The following is an 18,914-nucleotide window of genomic DNA, read 5'->3' on the forward strand; positions in this document are numbered from 1 at the left end:
CAAGCGCGCGTGATCGCCCTATCGCCGCGCGCCCCGCAGCGTCATGTAAGGTGCAGATTGTAAGCGCAGCGAAACAAAGGCACTGTGATGACTGATATGGCAGATACACCCGATCCGATCGACAAACCGTCGTTTCTGCGGCACCTGCCGCTGATTACTATTGTGGCGGTTGCGGTGATCGGGGCGTTTACCTTACGCGATTATCTGAGTTTTGAGACGCTACGTGCCAACCGCGAGGCGCTGCTGGCGTACCGTGATGCGCATTTTGCAGCGTTGGCTGGGCTATTTATCCTCGTTTACGTCTTGATCGTTGCTTTTTCCCTGCCCGGCGCGGCAGTGGCATCGGTCACCGGCGGGTTCCTTTTCGGGTTGGGTTTTGGCACGGTCTTCAATGTGGCTGCCGCAACGGTCGGGGCCAGCGCCATCTTTCTGGCGGCGCGCTGGGGATTGGGCGCCGCCCTGACCCGAAAGATCGAGGCATCGGACGGCAAGCTGAAAACGCTGAAAGACGGGCTGCGCGAACATGAGATCAGTGTTCTGTTCCTGTTGCGACTGGTGCCTGCCGTGCCGTTTTTCGTTGCCAACCTGCTGCCGGCGCTGGTGGGGGTGAATTTCCGCAACTTCGTATGGACAACGGCGCTGGGCATCATCCCGGGCGCTCTGGTGTTCACTTGGATCGGCGTCGGCTTGGGCGAGGTGTTTGATCGTGGCGAAAGCCCCGACCTGTCGCTGCTATGGGAGCCGATGATCCTTGGCCCGATCCTTGGGCTGTGCGCGCTGGCCGCGATGCCGATGGTGATCAAGGCGTTGCGCAAAAAGAACGGTGGCCCGCTATGAAGCAGATCAAAACCGATATTCTGGTCATCGGCGCGGGATCGGGCGGGTTGTCTGTTGCCGCTGGTGCGAGCCAGATGGGGGCCGATGTTGTCCTGCTGGAAGGCCACAAGATGGGCGGCGATTGCCTGAATTACGGCTGCGTACCGTCAAAGGCGCTGATCGCCAGCGGCAAGGCCGCATACGGGCAGGCCCATGCCAGCGCATATGGAGTGGCCGATGTGGTGCCACAAGCCGATTATGCCGCCGCCAAGGATCACGTGGCCGATGTGATCGCCACAATCGCGCCTGTCGACAGCCAGGAGCGGTTCGAAGGTTTCGGCGTGCATGTGATCCGTGAATTCGGGCGCTTCATCTCTCCGACAGAAGTGCAGGCCGGTGACACTGTGATCAGCGCCCGCCGGATCGTGATTGCCACCGGATCATCGCCGCTGGTGCCGCCGATCCCCGGATTGGAGGATGTGCCTTATGAAACCAATGAAACCCTGTTCGATCTGCGTGAAAAACCCGACCATCTGTTGATTGTCGGGGGCGGACCGATCGGGATGGAAATGGCGCAGGCGCATATCCGTCTGGGCAGCAAGGTCACGGTGATCGAAGGCGACAAGGCGCTGGGCAAGGATGATCCGGAACTGGCTGCCGTCGTGCTGGACAGTCTGCGCGCCGAAGGTGTCGAGATTGCGGAAAACGCGATGGCCGCACAGGTGCGCAGCACCAAAGGCGCGATCGAGATCGAAGCCAAGGACGGGCGCGTGTTCAAGGGCAGCCATCTGCTGATGGCGGTCGGGCGCAAGGCCAATACCGACCGTCTTGATCTGGAGGTAGCAGGCATCGAAACCACGCGGACGGGCATCAGGGTGGATGACAGCCTGCGCACCACCAACAAGAAGGTCTATGCCATCGGTGACATTGCGGGCGGTCTGCAATTCACCCATGTCGCGGGGTATCACGCCAGCGTGGTGATCCGCTCCATTCTGTTCGGTCTGCCGTCAACGGCGAAAACCGCGCATATTCCGTGGGCCACCTATACTGATCCCGAACTGGCGCAGGTGGGATTGAACGAAGAGCAGGCGCGCGCGCGTCATGGCAACAAGCTGGAAGTGGTGCGCCATGAATACACCCATAACGACCGCGCCATCGCGGAGCGCAAGACCAACGGCCTGATCAAGCTGATGGTGGTCAAGGGCCGCCCCGTGGGTGCCAGCATTGTCGGTTATCAGGCGGGCGAGTTGATCAGCTTTTGGGCGCTGGCGCTGGCCAATGATATGAAAATGCGCCAGATCGCGGCCATGGTTGCGCCCTATCCCACGATTTCCGAAGTGAACAAACGTGTTGCGGGGGCTTACTTTTCCCCCAGACTTTTTGATAATCCTAACGTTAAAAGAGTGGTGCGGCTGGTGCAGAAATGGCTGCCGTGACAGGAATGGTAGGTGCATGTTGAATTCCCTTTCGGGTCGGTTTCTGATCCTGACAACATTGTTTGTGATGCTGGCGGAAATCCTGATCTTCGTGCCGTCTGTTGCACGCTTCCGCGAGGATTACCTGATCAACCGGCTGGAACGGGCGCAGATCGCATCGCTGGCGCTGCTGGCCGATGACATGCTGGAAACCGAACTGGAAGCCGAATTGCTGCGCAACGCCGAAGTGTTCAACGTCGTGCTGCGGCGCGACGAAGCACGCCAGCTTGTGCTGTCATCGCCATTGCCGCACCCGATTGATGCAACCTTTGACATCCGCGATGCCAGCGCGATGGTGCTGATCCGCGATGCAATGCTGCGGTTTTTCAACCCCGCGCCGCAGGTCATACGCGTCATCGGCAGCCCCGTGCGCCAGGCCGGGCTTGAGATCGAAGTGACAATGGACACCGCGCCGCTGCGCGAGGCGATGATTGATTACGGTCTGCGTATTCTGCTGTTATCGGCGGTGATTTCGATCTTTACCGCCGTGCTGTTGTTTCTGGCCGTACGCGCCATTCTGGTGAAACCGATCAAGGGTGTGATCGGCCATATGCAGCGCTATGCAGATGCGCCCGAAGACGCGCGCCGGATCATCAAACCCTCTGCCGGTGTCACCGAACTGCGCGAGGCCGAAGATGCACTTTTGACGCTGCAAACCCAGTTGACGCAAGCCCTGAAACAGAAAGAACGACTGGCGCAACTGGGTGGGGCCGTCGCCAAGGTCAGCCATGATCTGCGCAACATCCTGACCAGTGCGCAATTGTTCACCGACCGCATCGAAAGCAGTCAGGACCCGACAGTGCGGCGGTTGGCACCCAAACTGGTCGGGTCGATCACCCGCGCGGTGCATCTGTGTGAAAGCACGCTGGCCTTTGGCAAGGCGGAAGAACCCGGCCCGACCCTGACCATGGTGCCCCTGATCGAAACCGTTGCAGATGTGATCGACAGCGAACGGCTGGCCATCGGCGATCACGATCTGAGTTTCAGCGAGGATATTCCGCCGCTGATGCAAGTGCGCGCCGATCCTGAGCAACTGTATCGCATCCTGTCCAATCTGGTGCGCAATGCCCGGCAGGCGATTGTGGCTGCTGGCCAGCCGGGCGAGGTGAACGTTTCCGCGCGCGAAGACAGTGATCACTGGTGGATCGACATCACGGATACCGGGCCCGGATTGCCGCCCAAAGCCAAGGAACACCTGTTCACGGCCTTTCAGGGCGGCGCGCGCAAGGGCGGGTCTGGTCTGGGGCTGGCGATTTCAGCCGAGCTTGTCAAAGGCCATGGCGGAACGCTGGACCTGATCCGCACAGGGCCGGACGGCACCGTTTTCTCGATCTGTCTGCCCAAAAGTGACGGCACTGTGTAACGCGCGGTTTTGGGGCTTGCATTCGCCACAGCCAATGTCTAAACCGCGCCCAGTGGACCGATAGCTCAGCTGGATAGAGTACTTGACTACGAATCAAGGGGTCGGGGGTTCGAATCCTCCTCGGTCCGCCACTTCCACATTTCACAGCGTTTCATTCAACTCTATTCAGCTATAATAATGCTATATTTTCATAGCTTAAACCCACATCTGGCATTTATCTAGCTTTCACTCAGATGTACCCGTATACTTTCATTGAGTGGTATATATCGTGGTATTTTTAAATGGCAGCCTTGAACGGCAAACTGACAAAGAGGCTCGTTGAGAATCTTGGCCCCGGTCGGCATGGCGACGGCGCGGGACTGTACTTGGTCGTTGACCCCTCCGGTGCGCGACGCTGGATTGTGCGGGTGACCGTTAAAGGGCAGAAAAACCGCAAGGGTGCACCGCTAAGGACTGACTTCGGGTTGGGCGGGGCCGATGTTGTCACACTGAACCAAGCAAGAGAGCGGGCGCTGGAGTATCGGCGCATGGCGAAATCCGGGTTGAACCCGCGTTTCAATGCGCAGCGTGAAATCCCCACCTTTGAAGAAATCAGCCGTCAGGTGCATATCGACCGTCTGCCCACGTGGAAGAACGCCAAGCATGGCCAGCAGTGGGTGAACACACTGCGGGACTATGCCTTTCCCAAGATCGGGCGGATGCCGGTGGACAGCATCGACCAGCCGGAGGTGTTGATGTGCCTCGCCCCCATCTGGACACTTAAGCACGAAACGGCCAAGCGTCTCGCGCAAAGGATCAAAACGGTGCTGGATGTAGCCAAGTCCAAGGGCTACCGGTCGGGCGAGAACCCGGTGACGGCCATTCGCGATGCTCGCGTGCTACCACCGGTGAAAAAGCAGGTGGAGCATCACGACGCGATGCCGTGGCGCGAAGTGCCTGCCTTCTACGCAGATCTGACGACGCGCAGTGCGATGGCGGCCAAGGCGTTGCAGTTCACCATCCTGACAGCTGCGCGCACGTCCGAAGTGCTGGAGATGACATGGTCCGAGGTCGATTTTGACGCTCGGCTGTGGACGGTGCCCGCCGCGCGCATGAAAGGCGGTGTAGAGCATCGTGTGCCGCTGACAAATGAAATGCTGGCCATTCTGGAGCCGCTGAAAGCGATGGCCTCAACTTATGTCTTTGAAGGGCAGAAACGGCACCAGCCGCTCTCCAATATGTCGATGCTGATGTTATTGCGCCGCATGGGCCGGAATGATGTTACGGTGCACGGGTTCCGCAGTTCCTTCCGCGACTGGGCGGCGGAGGATGCGGGCGCGCCGCGGGAACTGGCGGAGGCCGCACTGGCGCATCAGGTCGGATCGGATGTTGAGCGCGCTTATGCACGGTCGGATTTGTTGGACAGAAGGCGGGCGTTGATGGAAAAATGGTCTTTGTGGATACGTTGAGTAAAATGCCTCTAGAATGAAAGACAAAGATTTTTATACGAAAGCTAACCGCAAAGCTTCGGTAGTCCGAACGGATTTGATGGAATTGCCTGATGGTAGCTTGGGAAGACCTCGCGCAGAACAATTGTCGAACCTTAGAGATTCGGAATTATTGCGAGCAGTCGCGAATGGGGACATCGTTTGGAGGTTAGCTATTTTCTTCCGTATCGGCTTCGACGAAGAGCAGTGCTCGAATTGTTGGTTCGCTTCGAAAGAGAGCGCGGAAGCTGCGAAGGCCGAATATACAGTCGGAAGCGAGTATGCCCAAACTGATTTCCTGAAGTCCACCTCAAATAAATTTGACGCTAGTAATTTGAGCTTGGCCACCGAACTCTCAGTCTATAGGCGAGGAGAACCTCCGTACATTTTGATTTACGAAATACTGCAGGGCGCTGGAGTCCAAAACTACCATCAATTAAGCGAAGAGGTTTTGGCGTGGATCGGCGACGACGGTAAACGCGAATTGTCGGAGCGATTTGGAGAAAATTGGAGTGCCGTCGCGGCTCTCGAGTATTGCGTAAAACAGTTCGATCCGACGTCGTTGGCGACTCTGGCTGCGAGAGTAATAGTCGCCGATTTCATCGCGCAAGACAGTTACGATGCTGGCTATGCGTCGCGAGAACTTGAACAAGCGCATGGAGGCGCGGAAAGGATTGCGATGCAATCTCTGGAAGCGCGGAGAGCCGCTGGAAAAAGTGGTGGCGAAGCATCCCGCAAGCGCCGATTGGCTAACCTTGAAGTGCTGATTGAAGAAATCGAAAAGCTCTCTGGTGCCGTCGGCTTGATCAGCGAAGACCGTATCGTCGAACAGGCTTTTGAAGCAGCCAAGAATCGCGAGTCCAACATGCCAAAATCAAGAAAAACGCTTGAAGACTATGGAACTGAGCTTCGATCAGAAGAACCGTTCAAATCCCGATTTGAAGCGGTCTTCCGTAAAAACGCTTAAGCGATTTCCAATTTCTGGAAGACGCTTAAGGCCACGATATCGCTTGATGACAGGCGAGTAAATCTGCCCATAATGCAAAGCCATCACACCTAACCCAAGAGGTTCCAATGATGGCAAATATCTTCGACGCAGACCGCATCCACTTTCCCGAAGACCCTGAGATGCGGGTGTTTGGTTCCATTGAAAAACTGGCGCAGTGGCGGCACCGCAATGTGGGACCTGCCTTCATCCGCATTGGCCGCAGGATCGGCTACCACGGCACCGATCTGAACACTTAGCCGCCAGCGTGTTCAGCAGCGTTGATTTTCCCACTCCGGATGATCCCACAAGAGCAACGGTCTGTCCGGGTCCGCACCACGGAGTCAGAGCCGTCACTGCTTCGTGCGTTTTCGCGTTTAACGAAACGACATCCAGTCCAGACTGAAGGGCCGCGGTCTGCTTTTGATAGGGCCCCGCATGAGCCACCTGATCTGCTTTTGTCAGGACAATCACCGGGGTTATTCCGGCTTCATTTGCGAGAGCAAGGTATCGCTCTAGTCTGGCGGGATTGAAATCGTCATTGCAGGACGTCACGATAAGAATCGTATCTAGGTTTGCAGCGATCAGTTGCCGGGTCCGAGCACCCGCGGTACGACGCTGCAGCAGAGTACGTCTTTCCAACCGACGAACTAGCGCGCGGGTTATAGGGTCGACCAGGACCCAGTCCCCAACGGCAAAATTTGTCGTGTTGGTTTGGGAAGGAAGGCTAAGCTTTACGGAACCTACTTCGGATTCAGCTGTCATTCGGGACCGGTGCACGGTCGCAATGCGCATCCGGGAATATCCGGTCTCGTCGGGTGTTAATTGGACAGCAAAAAACTCCGACCAGCCGAGAGCGGCCAAAGGCTCTGAATCCTGATTGAGTAAATCCGTCACGATTATCTAATGCACACTGCATCAGATCGACGCAAGCCTTAGTGTATCACCAAGCCTTTTAGGTGCTCTAAGCCATCGTCTCCCAGCGTCGGCGCAAGCCGTCCGATAATTCCGTCAAATTCGCCATAGCCGTTATCACGTAAGGCATCCCAAATGCGGGATGCCAAAGCTGTTGGATCGAGAACTGCACGGGGGCCAATATCTTCAAACCTCAACGCTGCAGACCGAAAGACATCGCCGACATCGCCGCGGCTGTCATCCACCCGCTCGTAGACCGACGGTGCTAGCTCGATGAACTGCCACAGCAAATCAAAAGCTTCTGTCGGCTCTTCAGGTGCGATCTTTTCGGTAATCATGTCCAATTGGGTGTCGAGGTCTTTGATCAGGGATTTGCGCTTGCGCCACCCGGCAAAGCTGGTCGATTTGCGCAGCGACCCGAGCCGCTTTCGCACATCGCGTGCAAGTTCTTTCGGACCAACATTGTGGCTCAGTTCAAGCCGCAGCCGTCGCTTTATCTCGGCGCTGCCAGTGCTGACCTCAAGCAACAGGTCGGCCAGACGTTCGGCGCCCAGCGCGGTCAGATTATCCTTGTTGAGGGTCTTTTTCGACATGGAGGCTTTTTGCCATCGGTCGCAGAGAAAGGAAAGGATAGCTCCGTCACGGGTGTCCGTGGTCTGCGGGCGCGGATGGTGGTGAGGCCGGGCGCTCCCTCAGCAACGCGCTGACTGTTCTGGAAAGTATCGTTGCAGACGAAACCAACGCACCTGGATTTGACGCTTTGCAGTTTGAAACCCCAACAACGGTGCAAAAGGTCAGACAGTGAAGTCTTTACGTTTGAGAACAGCCAATTAGAAGCGTTTCCATGGTCGTGTGATGACGTCTTTTCATCAATCGGGATTTCGCGACTTCAAGCTTTAAACGCGCGGTCTCCAACTGGAGCATTGCTCTCTCGCGTTGCTTGTACAACCGCCGAACATTGGAGCCCGGGTTCCCTATTATCGCGACGTGGGCTTGGCGAGTTTCTGGAAACCAACTCATAGCTTTTAAAGTCGAAAGATTCCAAGCATTGTCGGCTACCACGTATTTGCGATATGCTAGTTCAAGGGCTCGACGTCTGGTTTGCAATTCGACAAGCATATAGTCCCCTCCACGATCTACGATCCACTTAAGTCTAGGGTAAACTCGTGCGGCGTTTGTATCAACTGTTGAGGGCACCGAGAGCATGAAGGCCTGGGTCTACTTATTCTTGAATTGCCTACAAATAGACGGTCAGGATCGTGCTGGACGGGTTAAAATCCGTTTTTGTCCCGCGGAGCAGTCGTGCGCTGCAGTCTGAATCAAGGCCTGCCAAGAAGATTTAAACATGGGAAGTTTCGTGGGGGAGCATGCGAGCTCAAATCGAATTACTTCGGAAAAATCGTCATACATGCTACGCAAGCACGCTGCCCCCACACCACTTTAAATTGTGGCAAAACTATGTCTATCCCGTTTTAGGAAACAATCTGTTTTCAAACCGCGACTTATAGTGCTGGTTTTCTTCATGTGCTTCGGGGTCAAAGTGAAATCTAGAACGGCTCAAAGTGGCAATACTGGCACTACCGGTTTTCGACACCTCGCCGCCGAACATCAATCGGCGCAACCAGCCCAAGGCAAATGCACAATTAGACAATTCGAGCAACTTCGATCGTCTTTCTTCGCTGAAGTTGAGAATAGGTCAACAGAAATCCGAGAAAACATGCGGAAACGGCGCTCGACCAAGTTACTTTCGGAATGCACGAGCAGAAGCGTGCAGTCTCTTCATGTCATCGTCTTGGATGCCCAATTCGTCTAGATGCATGACCAACGACTGAAGGTAATCGAAATTTGGGCCAAGCCCGCCTTCGGCGACTGCAATCATCCGAGCCGCTTCCTCGACGGTCAGATGCGGCATATAGCAGCGGTTCGTTCGGTCCATGACGAAGACCAATGCTTCTACTGACCCTTGAGACGTTTCAACTTCGTGAAACACAGGACAGTAAGCACCGGCAAACATCTCCCTGTGCCACATGAATTTTGTCTCGCGATCCACTAAATCTGCAGCGATCCTGAAGGCAACACCGTCACATTGCCCACCTTGATCAAGCGCGGCCATAAGCCCGGGCCGATCATGGCTGCCGCGGCCGCCTTCCAGCAGCATACAAAAACTGCGACGCCAGCCTGATAAACCGCCACGCCGGTATTCTTCGACATAAACCGCAGGATCCCAGATCAAAGAGCCATAGGCGAAAACCCAAAGATCCCGAGACCATCGTCCCGCTAGGACCGTTTGGCGATTGGCTTCTCGCGCGTCGTGGTCCATGCGCCATCCCGGTGGCCAACCCTCGGCCTCAGCTTGCTTATCCAGTTCATCGAAATATTCATGCCCGAAACGCATCTCCGAGGACTCTGGATGGGTGATTAGATCGCGAAGGGCGGGGGTGTGTTGAAAGACATGTTCTGGAAAAGGCATAGAGCAGTCTTGTTGGTTTTCAGCACCGATGACCAGAGTAGAATGCGCTGCAGGACACCGTCGCCAAAAAAGCATCAGGAAGCGTGCGGGGTAATCCGTAGATCATCATGTCACAATCTCCTTGTGCATTGATCCTGCTGTTTCGTGCATCAGACCCGTCAATGCAACAAATCAGCTGACCCCGCCTGACCGCTCAGATGATGCGTGACAAGAATGCAATCAAGCGAGTAAGTATGTATTCATGAAACAAATCCCAAAGAAAACGACAGATGATGCCTTAATTCAGGAGTTTCTGAACAAAGGCGGCAAGGTGGACATCGGAAAAACCAAACCGCTAAAAGCCGAACTGGGTTTGAGTAACAATGTTTGGAACAACAAGCTGACCAAAGAAGAAAAGTCGGCACGGGATAAGAAGTGATCTAGTGCGCCAGAAGCAGATTTGCCCACATTTGAAACTTGCTTTTTTGTGGCGCACCGAGCCGCGCATGTAACGGGTGGCTGCCTTTGCGGCAGCATCCGATTTGAAGCCGACGTTTTTTTGCAGAATGGTTGTCCCGGATGCTGATCGAGAGTTCTTTGCGGTCCATTTTGCCATCACACCTGTTGCCTTTACAGAAGCCCCCCCTCTAAAAGTAAACTCGGAAAAATCTGTCTACCCACGCCGGTCCCCTGACCTGAATGCTTTGAACTTTTATACCCCCCCTTCGCAGGTATCTGGTCTATCCTTAGTGCAAGTCATTGCTGGTTTCCTGGTCGCTCCGATCAGTTATCTGACGGGATAGACTACAGGCTTGTAGGTTTTCACATACGCGCACCGCGCCGATATTCGCCAAAGCGGATGAAGTGGATGGCTCCTGCTCCACCCGGCGTCGCAATGCGCCATAATGCAGGTGTCAGAATCTGCTTTTGAGAGGAGCCACCCAATGCAAGTAAAAACCATAGGACTGGATCTGGCCAAGGATGTTTTCCAGGTTCATGGAGTTTCTGTGACAGGCGACAAGGTCTTCAACAAGAAGATCAAACGCGCAAAACTGTTAGAGTTCTTTGAGGGCCTACCGCCTTGTGTGGTCGGTATGGAAGCCTGCGGTTCGGCCCATCATTGGGGTCGAGAACTTAGCAAGTTAGGGCACGATGTCCGTTTGATGCCAGCAACTTACGTCAAGCCATACGTCAAACGCGGAAAGACCGACGCAGTGGATGCAGAGGCAATCTGCGAAGCGGTTGGCCGCCCGACGATGAGATTTGTTGAGATCAAGACCGAAGACCAGCAAGCTCTTTTGACCGCTCACCGCACGCGCGAACTCATCGTCCGCCAGAGAACCCAGGTCTCAAACATGATACGGGGGATGCTGCGTGAGTTTGGCTATGTTCTCCCAACCGGGGTTGAGGCTGTGGTCCGCTTTTCCAAAAGCCACCTGGAAGGTGATCAACCTAAAATTCCCGAACTGGCGAACGGGGTTCTCGGCACCTTGTGTTATCAACTCCTTGGGCTCAGCGCCCGAATTGAAGGCTTTTCCAAGTTGATCGAGAGCCATGCTCGACGAGATGCCAACGCACGCCAACTGATGCAGGTGCCTGGGATTGGCCCGATTACGGCGTCAGCCATCGTGGCGACCGTCGGCGACGCCAAACAGTTCAAAACCGGACGAGATCTGGCCGCTTGGCTGGGCTTAACCCCACTCAATAAGTCCAGTGGCGGCAAAGAGAGGCTTGGGCGGATTACCAAGAAAGGTGATCATTACCTCAGGAAACTCCTTATCATTGGCATGACATCGCGCGCATTGATGGCAAAACTTCATCCCGAGAAAGTCGATATCTGGACCGCGAGGATGCTCGCTGGAAAGCCGGTTCGGCTTGCAACAGTTGCCATGGCAAACAAAACGGCGCGCGTGATCTGGGCAATGCTGACGAGGCAGGAGAATTACCGGCAGCCGATCACCTGATCGGGAAACCTGCCAGAAATGCAAGACGCATGATGTGATGACGCGGAATAAGTCAACCAAGAGCGAGGACACTCCGGGAATGACGATGGCCTCTTTAGGCCGTGAAGCCGATTGGAACCTCGCTTGCGGAAATCATCAAGGCCAGTGGCAGATCACCACGTGAACAGGCCGGACAGACGACTGTACTGATTAAATGCCGCAATAAACGTCAAAAATGTCTTGCAATGCAGGAGCCATCCACAGAGGACGTTCAATGCAGTCACAACGAAGGTCTCAGTTGCGGACTTTGCGGTCGTTCGCTCAGATTTTCCAAATGGCGCATTCAGCCGCCTTCGGACGCTCGCTGACGTCGTCGACCGGGCCTTTTGACCCTTCGCAATAGACCCAACGACACATTTTCTGGTACAGACAACAAACAGACTAAGGATATCGTCCGCATGGAGATCGATATACGCGCTTGGCTTGAAGGTCTCGGGCTTGGCGAATATTTCTTCGCCTTTGAGGAGAACCGTGTCGATGGGCAGGTGCTCGCTCATCTAACGGCTGATGATCTGAAGGATATCGGTGTCACCGCGGTGGGACACAGACGCAAGCTACTGGAAGCGATTGCAAGCCTCGGTGCTGATGATCAACCAGATGAGGCCGTTGCAGTTGGTGCGCAGGACCCTGGGGTAATTGCGCAGAAACACACGGGCGAACGACGGCAAGTGACGGTTCTGTTTGCTGATTTGTCTGGGTTCACCAGACTGTCATCGTCAATAGATTCTGAGGAAGTGCATGAGTTACTTGCTGTGTATTTTGAAGTAGTCGATGGACTCATCCGCGACTTCGGAGGAACAGTTGACAAGCATGTCGGCGACAGCGTGATGGCCGTATTCGGCGCGCCAGTATCGCATGGGAACGACGCGGAAAGAGCCGTCCGGGCTGCAGTCGCGATTCAGGAGGCAATGCCCGGCATTTCGGAGCGCATTGGCCGCCCTTTGGAGGCCCATATAGGGATTGCCAGCGGAGAAGTCGTAGCGAGCGGATTCGGATCAGACAGCCATTACACGGTAACCGGAGATTCCGTGAACCTTGCCGCAAGGCTTACAGACAAGGCGCTGGCAGGCGATGTGTATGTCTCTGAAATAGTCCGTCGGGCTGTTGGAACCGCACTCGCAGCAACTGATATGGGAGAAATCTCGGTGAAGGGACTGGCCGTCCCGGTTCGTGTTTATTCAGTGCACGGAAGCCAAAACTCGTCTGATGCGCCTCCTGAACGCCCGTTCGTAGGCCGATTGGCAGAAACCCGGCAGTTCAGGATCGCACTTGAAGCCTGCGAGGACGCCAGACAGGGACAGCTCATCCATATCCGGGGCGATGCTGGAATCGGAAAGACCCGTCTGACAACTGAATTTTGCCGCCTCGCTGTTGATCGCGGCTTCGTCTGTCATCGCTCTCAGATCCTCGACTTCGGTGTCGGCAAGGGACAGGACCCTGTGCGGATTTTGGTGCGCAGTCTCCTCGACCTGCCCGCCGCAGGTGATCTGGAAAGCAGACAGGCGGCAATGCGGCAGACAATCTCCGACGGAGCAGTTTCGGAAAAAAGTGAGGCCCACCTCAACGACCTTCTCGATCTGCCGCAGTCGGCGGAGAGCCAGGCAATGTACGATGCGATGGACAATCTCACTCGCAATGTCGGGAAGCTGCAGACGGTAGTCACCCTGGCCCGCCACTTGAGTAACAAACGTCCACGACTGATCGTTTTTGAGGATCTGCACTGGGCGGAAAAGATCGTGCTTCAGCAGATCGCCGAACTTGGTCGTGGCGCTTCTGACGCCTCCATTTTGATTGTGTTGACTTCGAGAATCGAAGGCGATCCGCTTGGTCCGTCTTGGCGGGGTCAGATCGCCAGCACGTCCTTCATGACCTTTGATCTCGGTCCGCTGAGCCCTGCCGACGCTATGGGGATGGCGGCAAACTTTGTCGGTACGGCAAACAAGTTCGCACGAACCTGCATCGAACGGGCTGCAGGCAACCCGCTTTTCCTCGAACAGCTTCTTCGGAGTGCCGAGGAAACCGGCGAGTTTCAGGTTCCCGGTTCGATTCAGAGCATCGTACAGGCGCGCATCGACAGGCTGCCGATCGCAGACAAGGCTGTCGTTCAGGCCGCATCGGTTCTCGGTCAGCGCTTCACCCTTGTCGCGTTGCAGCATTTGATTGACGATACCGGCTACGACTGTTCACGGCTTACACTGCACCAGCTTGTCCGGGAGCAAGGCGAAGATTTTCTATTCGTGCATGCGCTTGTCAGGGATGTCATATATGGCTCGCTGCTGAGATCCCGACGAAATGAGCTGCACCTCGCCGCAGCAGATTGGTTTAAAGAGAGCGATCTGCCATTGCGTGCCGAACATCTGGAACAGGCCGGGCATGAGGGTGCCGCCGAAGCTTACCGCGCAGCGGCCGAGGCGCAGGTAAAATCTCTCAGGCTCGAACACGCCCGTCGCTTGGCAGAGCGCGGCCTGGCGCTTGCGGTGGAGCCGTCGACCGTTTTTGCCCTCAACGCAATGCTAGGCGAACTTCTGCGAGAGCTTGGTGAACCGGAGCGTTCGATTGACGCTTGGCAAAAGGCGCTTGCCAGGCACAGCAACCAAACGGAACGGAGCATCGCCCTGTTGGGTATCGCCGAAGCAATGCGCATCGTTGAACGCATAGACGAAGCGCTTGCTCTTGTGGACGAGGCGCAACCAATCGCCGAAGCGCAAGATCTCAAGGACGTCCTGATGCGCCTGCATCATTTGCGGGGTAATCTGTTGTTCCCGAAAGGCGACATCACTGGCTGCGAAGCCAGTCACAGACACAGCATCGATCTCGCAAGGCAAATCGGATCGGCCGAAGGGGAGGCGCGCGGGCTGGGCGGGCTAGGCGACGCGGCCTACGTAGCCGGTCGTATGAGCACTTCACATGACGTGCTTTCCGAATGTGTCGAAATCTGTCGAGAGCACGCTTTCGGTCGCACGGAAGTCGCAAACGCCGCGCAGATATGCCAGACTAAAATTTTTCGGCTCGAACTCCGTGAGGCCATTAAACTTGGGAAAACGGTCATTGAGGCAGCGCGCCGCGTCGGACATGACAGGGCCGAACTCAACGCCGCGACGGCCTGCCTGTTCGCCGCTACAGAACTGAACGACTGGTCGACGGCCGAAGAGTACGGGAACTATGTTTCGGCTCTTGGAGAAAAGCTCGGATCTGTGCGTTTCAGCCAAGAAGCGATGGCATTTATGGGTGTCCGGCTGAATGCGCAGGGCCGGTCGGCTGAGGCACTTTCCAAGATCAGAACGTCGATCGCAGCGGCGCGGGAACTGGGTTTCTCTTTCGGTGGACCCAGAATGCTGGGACATCTTTCTCGAATTACAAAAGATACGAATGAACAAGATGATGCGCTGGCAGAAGCCGAAGCGATCATCCAAAGCGGCTGTGTCGGACATAACCAACCTTTTTTCTTCCGGGATGCCATCGAAGTCATGCTTGATCGGGGCGACTGGAACGATGTCAGCCGCTATGCCGATGCTCTTGCGGCGTTTCCGCCGGGCGAAACTCTCCCATGGTCGGAATACTACTCGGCGCGGGCGCGCGGGCTTACCGCATGGGAGCAAGGCGCGCGCGATGATGAGGCGGTAGCCACGCTCAACCGCTTACGGGACGAAGCCCAGCGGATCGGACTCGTGTCCGCAGTGCCTGCCATCAACCGGGCTCTCGGCATAGCTTGAAAAAATTCCGGTGCAAAACCAAACCTAACCTGAAGCATCGCAAACGACAGCTTCAGCCGTCATTCAAGTTATTTCAAAAACCCGCTCATAACCGAAGCCGTTTCTGAAGTTTTTGGGTGTCCCGCGATAGCAGACGTTCGCTGCGACACAGATTTTGGGGAACTTTGGGCTCTGAACTGCCGTTCGCTATGTCGTCCATTAATGACTGCAACGCAGGACGAAGCCGCCTGATGCTGGTGCAGCATCTGGGTAGTTTATTAGATGTAAATGCTTGCAAATTGTTTCCACGTGTTTGAAACTTTTCGTTATCTTATCTTGGGAGAACGCAAACATGGGTTTCATTGAAGCAACCAAAACGTGCCTTGCAAAATACTTCGTTTTTTTCAGGGCGGGCGGCACGCTCCGAGTATTGGTGGTTTGCTCTGTTCGTCTTTGTCGTCAGCGTTGTTTTCGCAGTGATCGATACTTCGTTGTTCGGTGTTAACCCTGATACCGGTGAAGGCGTGCAAGTCCTGACCCCGATCTTCCAGCTCGCGGTAGCCATACCCATGCTTGCTGCCGGGTGGCGTCGGCTGCATGACACCGGAAGGCCTGGCTGGTATCTGCTTTTGCCCGCGGCATTGAGCATTGTAACGATGATCATGCTTTTCAGCGGCGTTGCTGTTTTTTCAGTTCTTGAACAAGGAGCGGACGACCCTGAAGCGCTGCGTGGTCCAGCAGCCTTGCTTGGCGTCACTGGGTTAATGGTTGTCGCAGTTCTTCAGCTTATACTTTTACTCCTTATGATCTGGTGGCTTAGTAGGCCTTCACAGGAAGTTACGAATGAATATGGTCCGCCTGTAGTATAAACCGATGATGTGGACCAGTCTGGGGGTTCGCTGTGGCATGATGAAACATGGCTTGGTTGCCTGGGAGATTACTTATGAAGAGACATCTAATTGCCACTATGATCCTCATGGTCATGATGTCATCCGCTGCAGCTGCGGACTGGAGTTTCAATGGGCAACCAAATCCCAACGCCTTTATCCAGACCGGCAACATGAGCCTTGAGTTGCAGTGCGACAGGGTCCGGTTCGCTCCCGCCGGATATGAGGATTCTGAAGACATAGCCGCCAAGCAAGGCCTCTCATTCCGTTTTATGGAGAACGGTGCATCTGAGGTTGGCGCGTTCCAAGCGGGATCAGATAATTCGGATATCTCAATCGTGGACAATTATCCTGTCGAGGTTCGGTTCGACGACCAAGCAGATTATGATTTCGTGCTGGACCAGATCGCAAAGAATGCCGTCTTGAACCTATCGATGATTGACCAGGATGTGTCCTATGGCATCTTCACGCTGAAAGGGTCCGGAGCCGCGGTGCGCTCGCTACGCGCGGCCTGTACCTCCGACGCGTCATCGTCGCAGTCCATGGAAGCGCCTGAAGGCATTGTCTATTGCGGCGGCGGTGCTGTGCAGCGAGTTATTGAATACGCCATCGTGGGCCAGCCGGGCGACCAATGGGATGCGATCGTGACCGTCAATGGCGAAACCATCCGCGCGATGACCTCGTACAGCTTCTTCGGAAACTCACAGCCGCCGGCAGGCTTCCAAGTCGCGCTCCTCGGCGAAGACCGGTCCGAATTTCTCGTCTTCAGCGATGGGGGGCGGAACTGGATAGAATTCGGCGATTACACCTACGAACAATGCAACTGACACGTCGAACAAGAAAGGCATACAACGTGAAAAAAGCACATAAACTCGTTCCAGGCTTGCTCCTGGTAACTTTGCTGACGGCTTGCGTAGAAGATACCGGCTCCACAAGCTCAACTCCAAGTCGCGCGAACCAGGATTGTTTGACAGCAGTCGCCCAAGCGACGGGCAATAGTCAAGTTAGGGTTCTGTCGTCCGAGGCGCGCGAGGCCAATATCCGAGTAATCGTCGGCGTTGGACCAGATGCAGCACCTTGGCAGTGTATCACCTACGGAGATGGAACGACCGAAGGCATCATGTCTTTGACAGACGAAGGCTTCCTCTGACGCAGCCGTGGCGCGCCGCCTTCCGGGCATCAATAGCGACAAATGCCATCGCCCTTTTCATCTGGGCGGTTGGCACTTTTGGGATGGTTCGGACACAGGCGCGAGCCCCTCATCGCAGTTGAATGGTTGACGCAGGCTTTATGAATGGAGGATAGAGCAAAAGTGTGGTCAGTCGGCAAAACCAATGTCAAAGCCAGCCGGGCTGTCTTCCTGACAGTCGTCGGCGTGGCGTTCGTCGGCGTCTCGGCGAATGCCCAGGATTGGTCCGCTCTACCCGCGCAGTTACTTGAAAAAGTGGAGGCAGCGCAGCGGGCATGTTCAGATTTGGACAACGGGCAGTTCGCCGTCGAATTCGGAGCCGTGCACAGGGTTGATCTTGATGGTGACCTCTATAGCGACTGGGTGCTGGACGAAGCCGGGTTCGCCTGCTCTTCTGTACCTTCAATGTATTGCGGCACAGGGGGATGTGTCTCTCATTTCCTGATTGGCTATAATATCGGCTCACTTCTCAATCAGGGTTGGGATATGGCACAGATCGGTCCCCACAGGGTTCTCTTGGCGAATGTGCACTATTCGCAGTGCGACGGGATCAGCCCAAGCCCCTGCGTTGTGGCTAGCGTTTGGGACGATGACGAAATGATGTGGCGCAGCACTGTAGCAAAGTGGGAATAGTAATGACTGATAACCTCAAGCCTCTCATTATCACCCTGCTTGCCGTGGTCATGACAACGCTAGTGACGGGTTGTGTCGAGACTGCACCGGATCTTGCAATCAGCGAACCCGATCCCGAGCTTTTATTTGTCCGTGGATACCGTGGCCCAACAGATGAATGCCAACTTGTTGGTGAAAGCGCCTTCACCTCCGAGTTCCTAGATGACGCAGCTGATCTTGTTGCTTGCCCGACTGGAAGCGCGTCTATGTCCAGTTTAATGGCGGAGACAGGAGCGGGAACGCTCACCCAGACGAACAGCTACACGTTTTTCAGCATTCCCTATCGCTGAACCAAACTCTTTTCGACATCAGTAAACGATAGATACAGCCCAATAGAATGATCTGCCCGACAACTTAATTCAGGGCATCCATCGAGAAAAAATAGGTCGCGCAAATACCTTGGGCGGCGACACCTGTCGGCACATCCAGCCCAGTAAACATTGCAATGCCCAAGGTCTCAAATCCGGAGTTTTCCTCATTCCAGGCCGCCATGTATGTCACCGGCTGATCACCACAGAGCATGTTCCCACGTCGCAACGGCCCCGGGTTACCTAAGACCCGAAATACCTGAGCAACTGGCACATCACCGGAAGCACCCCAACCACCAGAATTCTGAGAGTGTAACATTTCGAGATCAATAAACTTGCCGGTCTCGAAAACCATCTTTGTGGTAGACAAGATTACCGGTCCCGTGATCGCCATTGCAGTCTCACTGTAAGGATTGAAAGCCATAGGCTCCTCCAAAAGAGGTTGAGAAGATGCAGGACCTCCCAGGATCCCTATCAAAACCAGTGGTGCTAATAGTGAACGATACATTTGTTTGTCCTTTTCGCGAAGTGGCTGACTTGCGCTGATAACAATTTAAGGCAAAATATCATGAGCGCGAAGGCCATCTAGTATACTGATGCCACACACGCATTAAAGAAGCGCTTTTGATCTTTGGTTGTGATGTTTTGATATCAATCAAAATGAAAACTGAGCAGGTCACCATTTGCCATAGTT

General features: G+C 55.2%; 17 protein-coding genes and 1 tRNA gene. 14 read left to right on the forward strand and 4 right to left on the reverse strand.

Annotation, left to right across the window (positions count from 1 at the left end):
* Positions 1-87: 87 nt before the first annotated feature.
* The 7 genes from C1J05_RS02585 (at position 88) to C1J05_RS02615 (ending at position 6,365) form a co-directional block, all read left to right on the forward strand.
* Positions 88-837, forward strand: a complete 750-nt coding sequence (locus tag C1J05_RS02585; RefSeq protein ID WP_114868898.1) for a TVP38/TMEM64 family protein — start codon at positions 88-90, stop codon at positions 835-837.
* Complete coding sequence (locus tag C1J05_RS02590; protein ID WP_114868899.1) at positions 834-2,252, forward strand: dihydrolipoyl dehydrogenase family protein; 1,419 nt, start codon at positions 834-836, stop codon at positions 2,250-2,252. Before C1J05_RS02585 ends, C1J05_RS02590 begins: the two co-directional genes overlap by 4 nt.
* Before the next feature lie 16 nt (positions 2,253-2,268).
* Entirely contained in the window at positions 2,269-3,654 is a 1,386-nt protein-coding gene (locus tag C1J05_RS02595; protein ID WP_114868900.1) for a sensor histidine kinase, read from the forward strand.
* Positions 3,655-3,708: 54 nt separating this feature from the next.
* Positions 3,709-3,785, forward strand: a tRNA-Arg gene (locus tag C1J05_RS02600).
* Between the two features lie 150 nt (positions 3,786-3,935).
* A complete protein-coding gene (locus C1J05_RS02605) occupies positions 3,936-5,102 on the forward strand; it encodes a tyrosine-type recombinase/integrase (RefSeq protein ID WP_114868901.1) in 1,167 nt (388 codons plus the stop codon).
* A gap of 16 nt (positions 5,103-5,118) precedes the next feature.
* The gene (locus C1J05_RS02610) at positions 5,119-6,087 is read left to right on the forward strand and encodes a hypothetical protein (RefSeq protein ID WP_114868902.1); all 969 of its coding nucleotides are present in this window, start codon (positions 5,119-5,121) and stop codon (positions 6,085-6,087) included.
* A gap of 107 nt (positions 6,088-6,194) precedes the next feature.
* Complete coding sequence (locus tag C1J05_RS02615) at positions 6,195-6,365, forward strand: MerR family transcriptional regulator (RefSeq protein ID WP_254684682.1); 171 nt, start codon at positions 6,195-6,197, stop codon at positions 6,363-6,365.
* On the opposite strand, the gene rsgA is transcribed toward C1J05_RS02615, so the two are convergent.
* From rsgA to C1J05_RS02630, 3 genes are all read right to left on the reverse strand, one after another.
* Positions 6,313-6,900, reverse strand: a complete 588-nt coding sequence (gene rsgA, locus C1J05_RS02620) for a GTPase RsgA (RefSeq protein ID WP_114872065.1) — start codon at positions 6,898-6,900, stop codon at positions 6,313-6,315. The two genes, C1J05_RS02615 and rsgA, sit on opposite strands and share 53 nt — an antisense overlap.
* A gap of 140 nt (positions 6,901-7,040) precedes the next feature.
* Positions 7,041-7,613 (reverse strand): DUF6880 family protein, encoded by a 573-nt coding sequence (locus C1J05_RS02625; protein ID WP_254684683.1) that lies wholly within the window; start codon positions 7,611-7,613, stop codon positions 7,041-7,043.
* 1,148 nt (positions 7,614-8,761) lie between these two features.
* Positions 8,762-9,490 (reverse strand): gamma-glutamylcyclotransferase, encoded by a 729-nt coding sequence (locus C1J05_RS02630; protein WP_162797885.1) that lies wholly within the window; start codon positions 9,488-9,490, stop codon positions 8,762-8,764.
* Positions 9,491-9,731: 241 nt separating this feature from the next.
* Between C1J05_RS02630 and C1J05_RS21635 the strand changes: the two genes are divergently transcribed.
* The 7 genes from C1J05_RS21635 to C1J05_RS02665 all read left to right on the forward strand — a co-directional run bounded on the left by C1J05_RS21635 (position 9,732) and on the right by C1J05_RS02665 (position 18,202).
* On the forward strand, positions 9,732-9,908 hold the full coding sequence (locus tag C1J05_RS21635; protein WP_205388955.1) for a hypothetical protein: 177 nt from the start codon (positions 9,732-9,734) through the stop codon (positions 9,906-9,908).
* Positions 9,909-10,413: 505 nt separating this feature from the next.
* Positions 10,414-11,433 carry an IS110 family transposase gene (locus C1J05_RS02635; protein WP_114868904.1) on the forward strand — a complete coding sequence of 340 codons (1,020 nt, stop codon included), beginning with the start codon at positions 10,414-10,416 and terminating at the stop codon, positions 11,431-11,433.
* 437 nt (positions 11,434-11,870) lie between these two features.
* Positions 11,871-15,185, forward strand: coding sequence for an ATP-binding protein (locus C1J05_RS02640; protein ID WP_114868905.1), 3,315 nt, complete (start codon positions 11,871-11,873; stop codon positions 15,183-15,185).
* A gap of 341 nt (positions 15,186-15,526) precedes the next feature.
* Entirely contained in the window at positions 15,527-16,033 is a 507-nt protein-coding gene (locus tag C1J05_RS02645; RefSeq protein WP_254684684.1) for a DUF805 domain-containing protein, read from the forward strand.
* Between the two features lie 74 nt (positions 16,034-16,107).
* Complete coding sequence (locus tag C1J05_RS02650) at positions 16,108-16,878, forward strand: hypothetical protein (protein ID WP_114868906.1); 771 nt, start codon at positions 16,108-16,110, stop codon at positions 16,876-16,878.
* A gap of 467 nt (positions 16,879-17,345) precedes the next feature.
* Positions 17,346-17,873, forward strand: coding sequence for a hypothetical protein (locus tag C1J05_RS02660; RefSeq protein ID WP_205389038.1), 528 nt, complete (start codon positions 17,346-17,348; stop codon positions 17,871-17,873).
* 2 nt (positions 17,874-17,875) lie between these two features.
* Complete coding sequence (locus C1J05_RS02665; protein ID WP_114868907.1) at positions 17,876-18,202, forward strand: hypothetical protein; 327 nt, start codon at positions 17,876-17,878, stop codon at positions 18,200-18,202.
* Positions 18,203-18,266: 64 nt separating this feature from the next.
* Here the strand turns inward: C1J05_RS02665 and C1J05_RS02670 are convergent, their stop codons facing one another.
* Positions 18,267-18,728: a hypothetical protein gene (locus C1J05_RS02670; RefSeq protein ID WP_162797886.1), complete on the reverse strand. Its 462-nt coding sequence runs from the start codon at positions 18,726-18,728 to the stop codon at positions 18,267-18,269.
* Positions 18,729-18,914 lie beyond the last annotated feature (186 nt).

This window comes from Sulfitobacter sp. JL08, assembly GCF_003352045.1.
Classification (GTDB): domain Bacteria; phylum Pseudomonadota; class Alphaproteobacteria; order Rhodobacterales; family Rhodobacteraceae; genus JL08.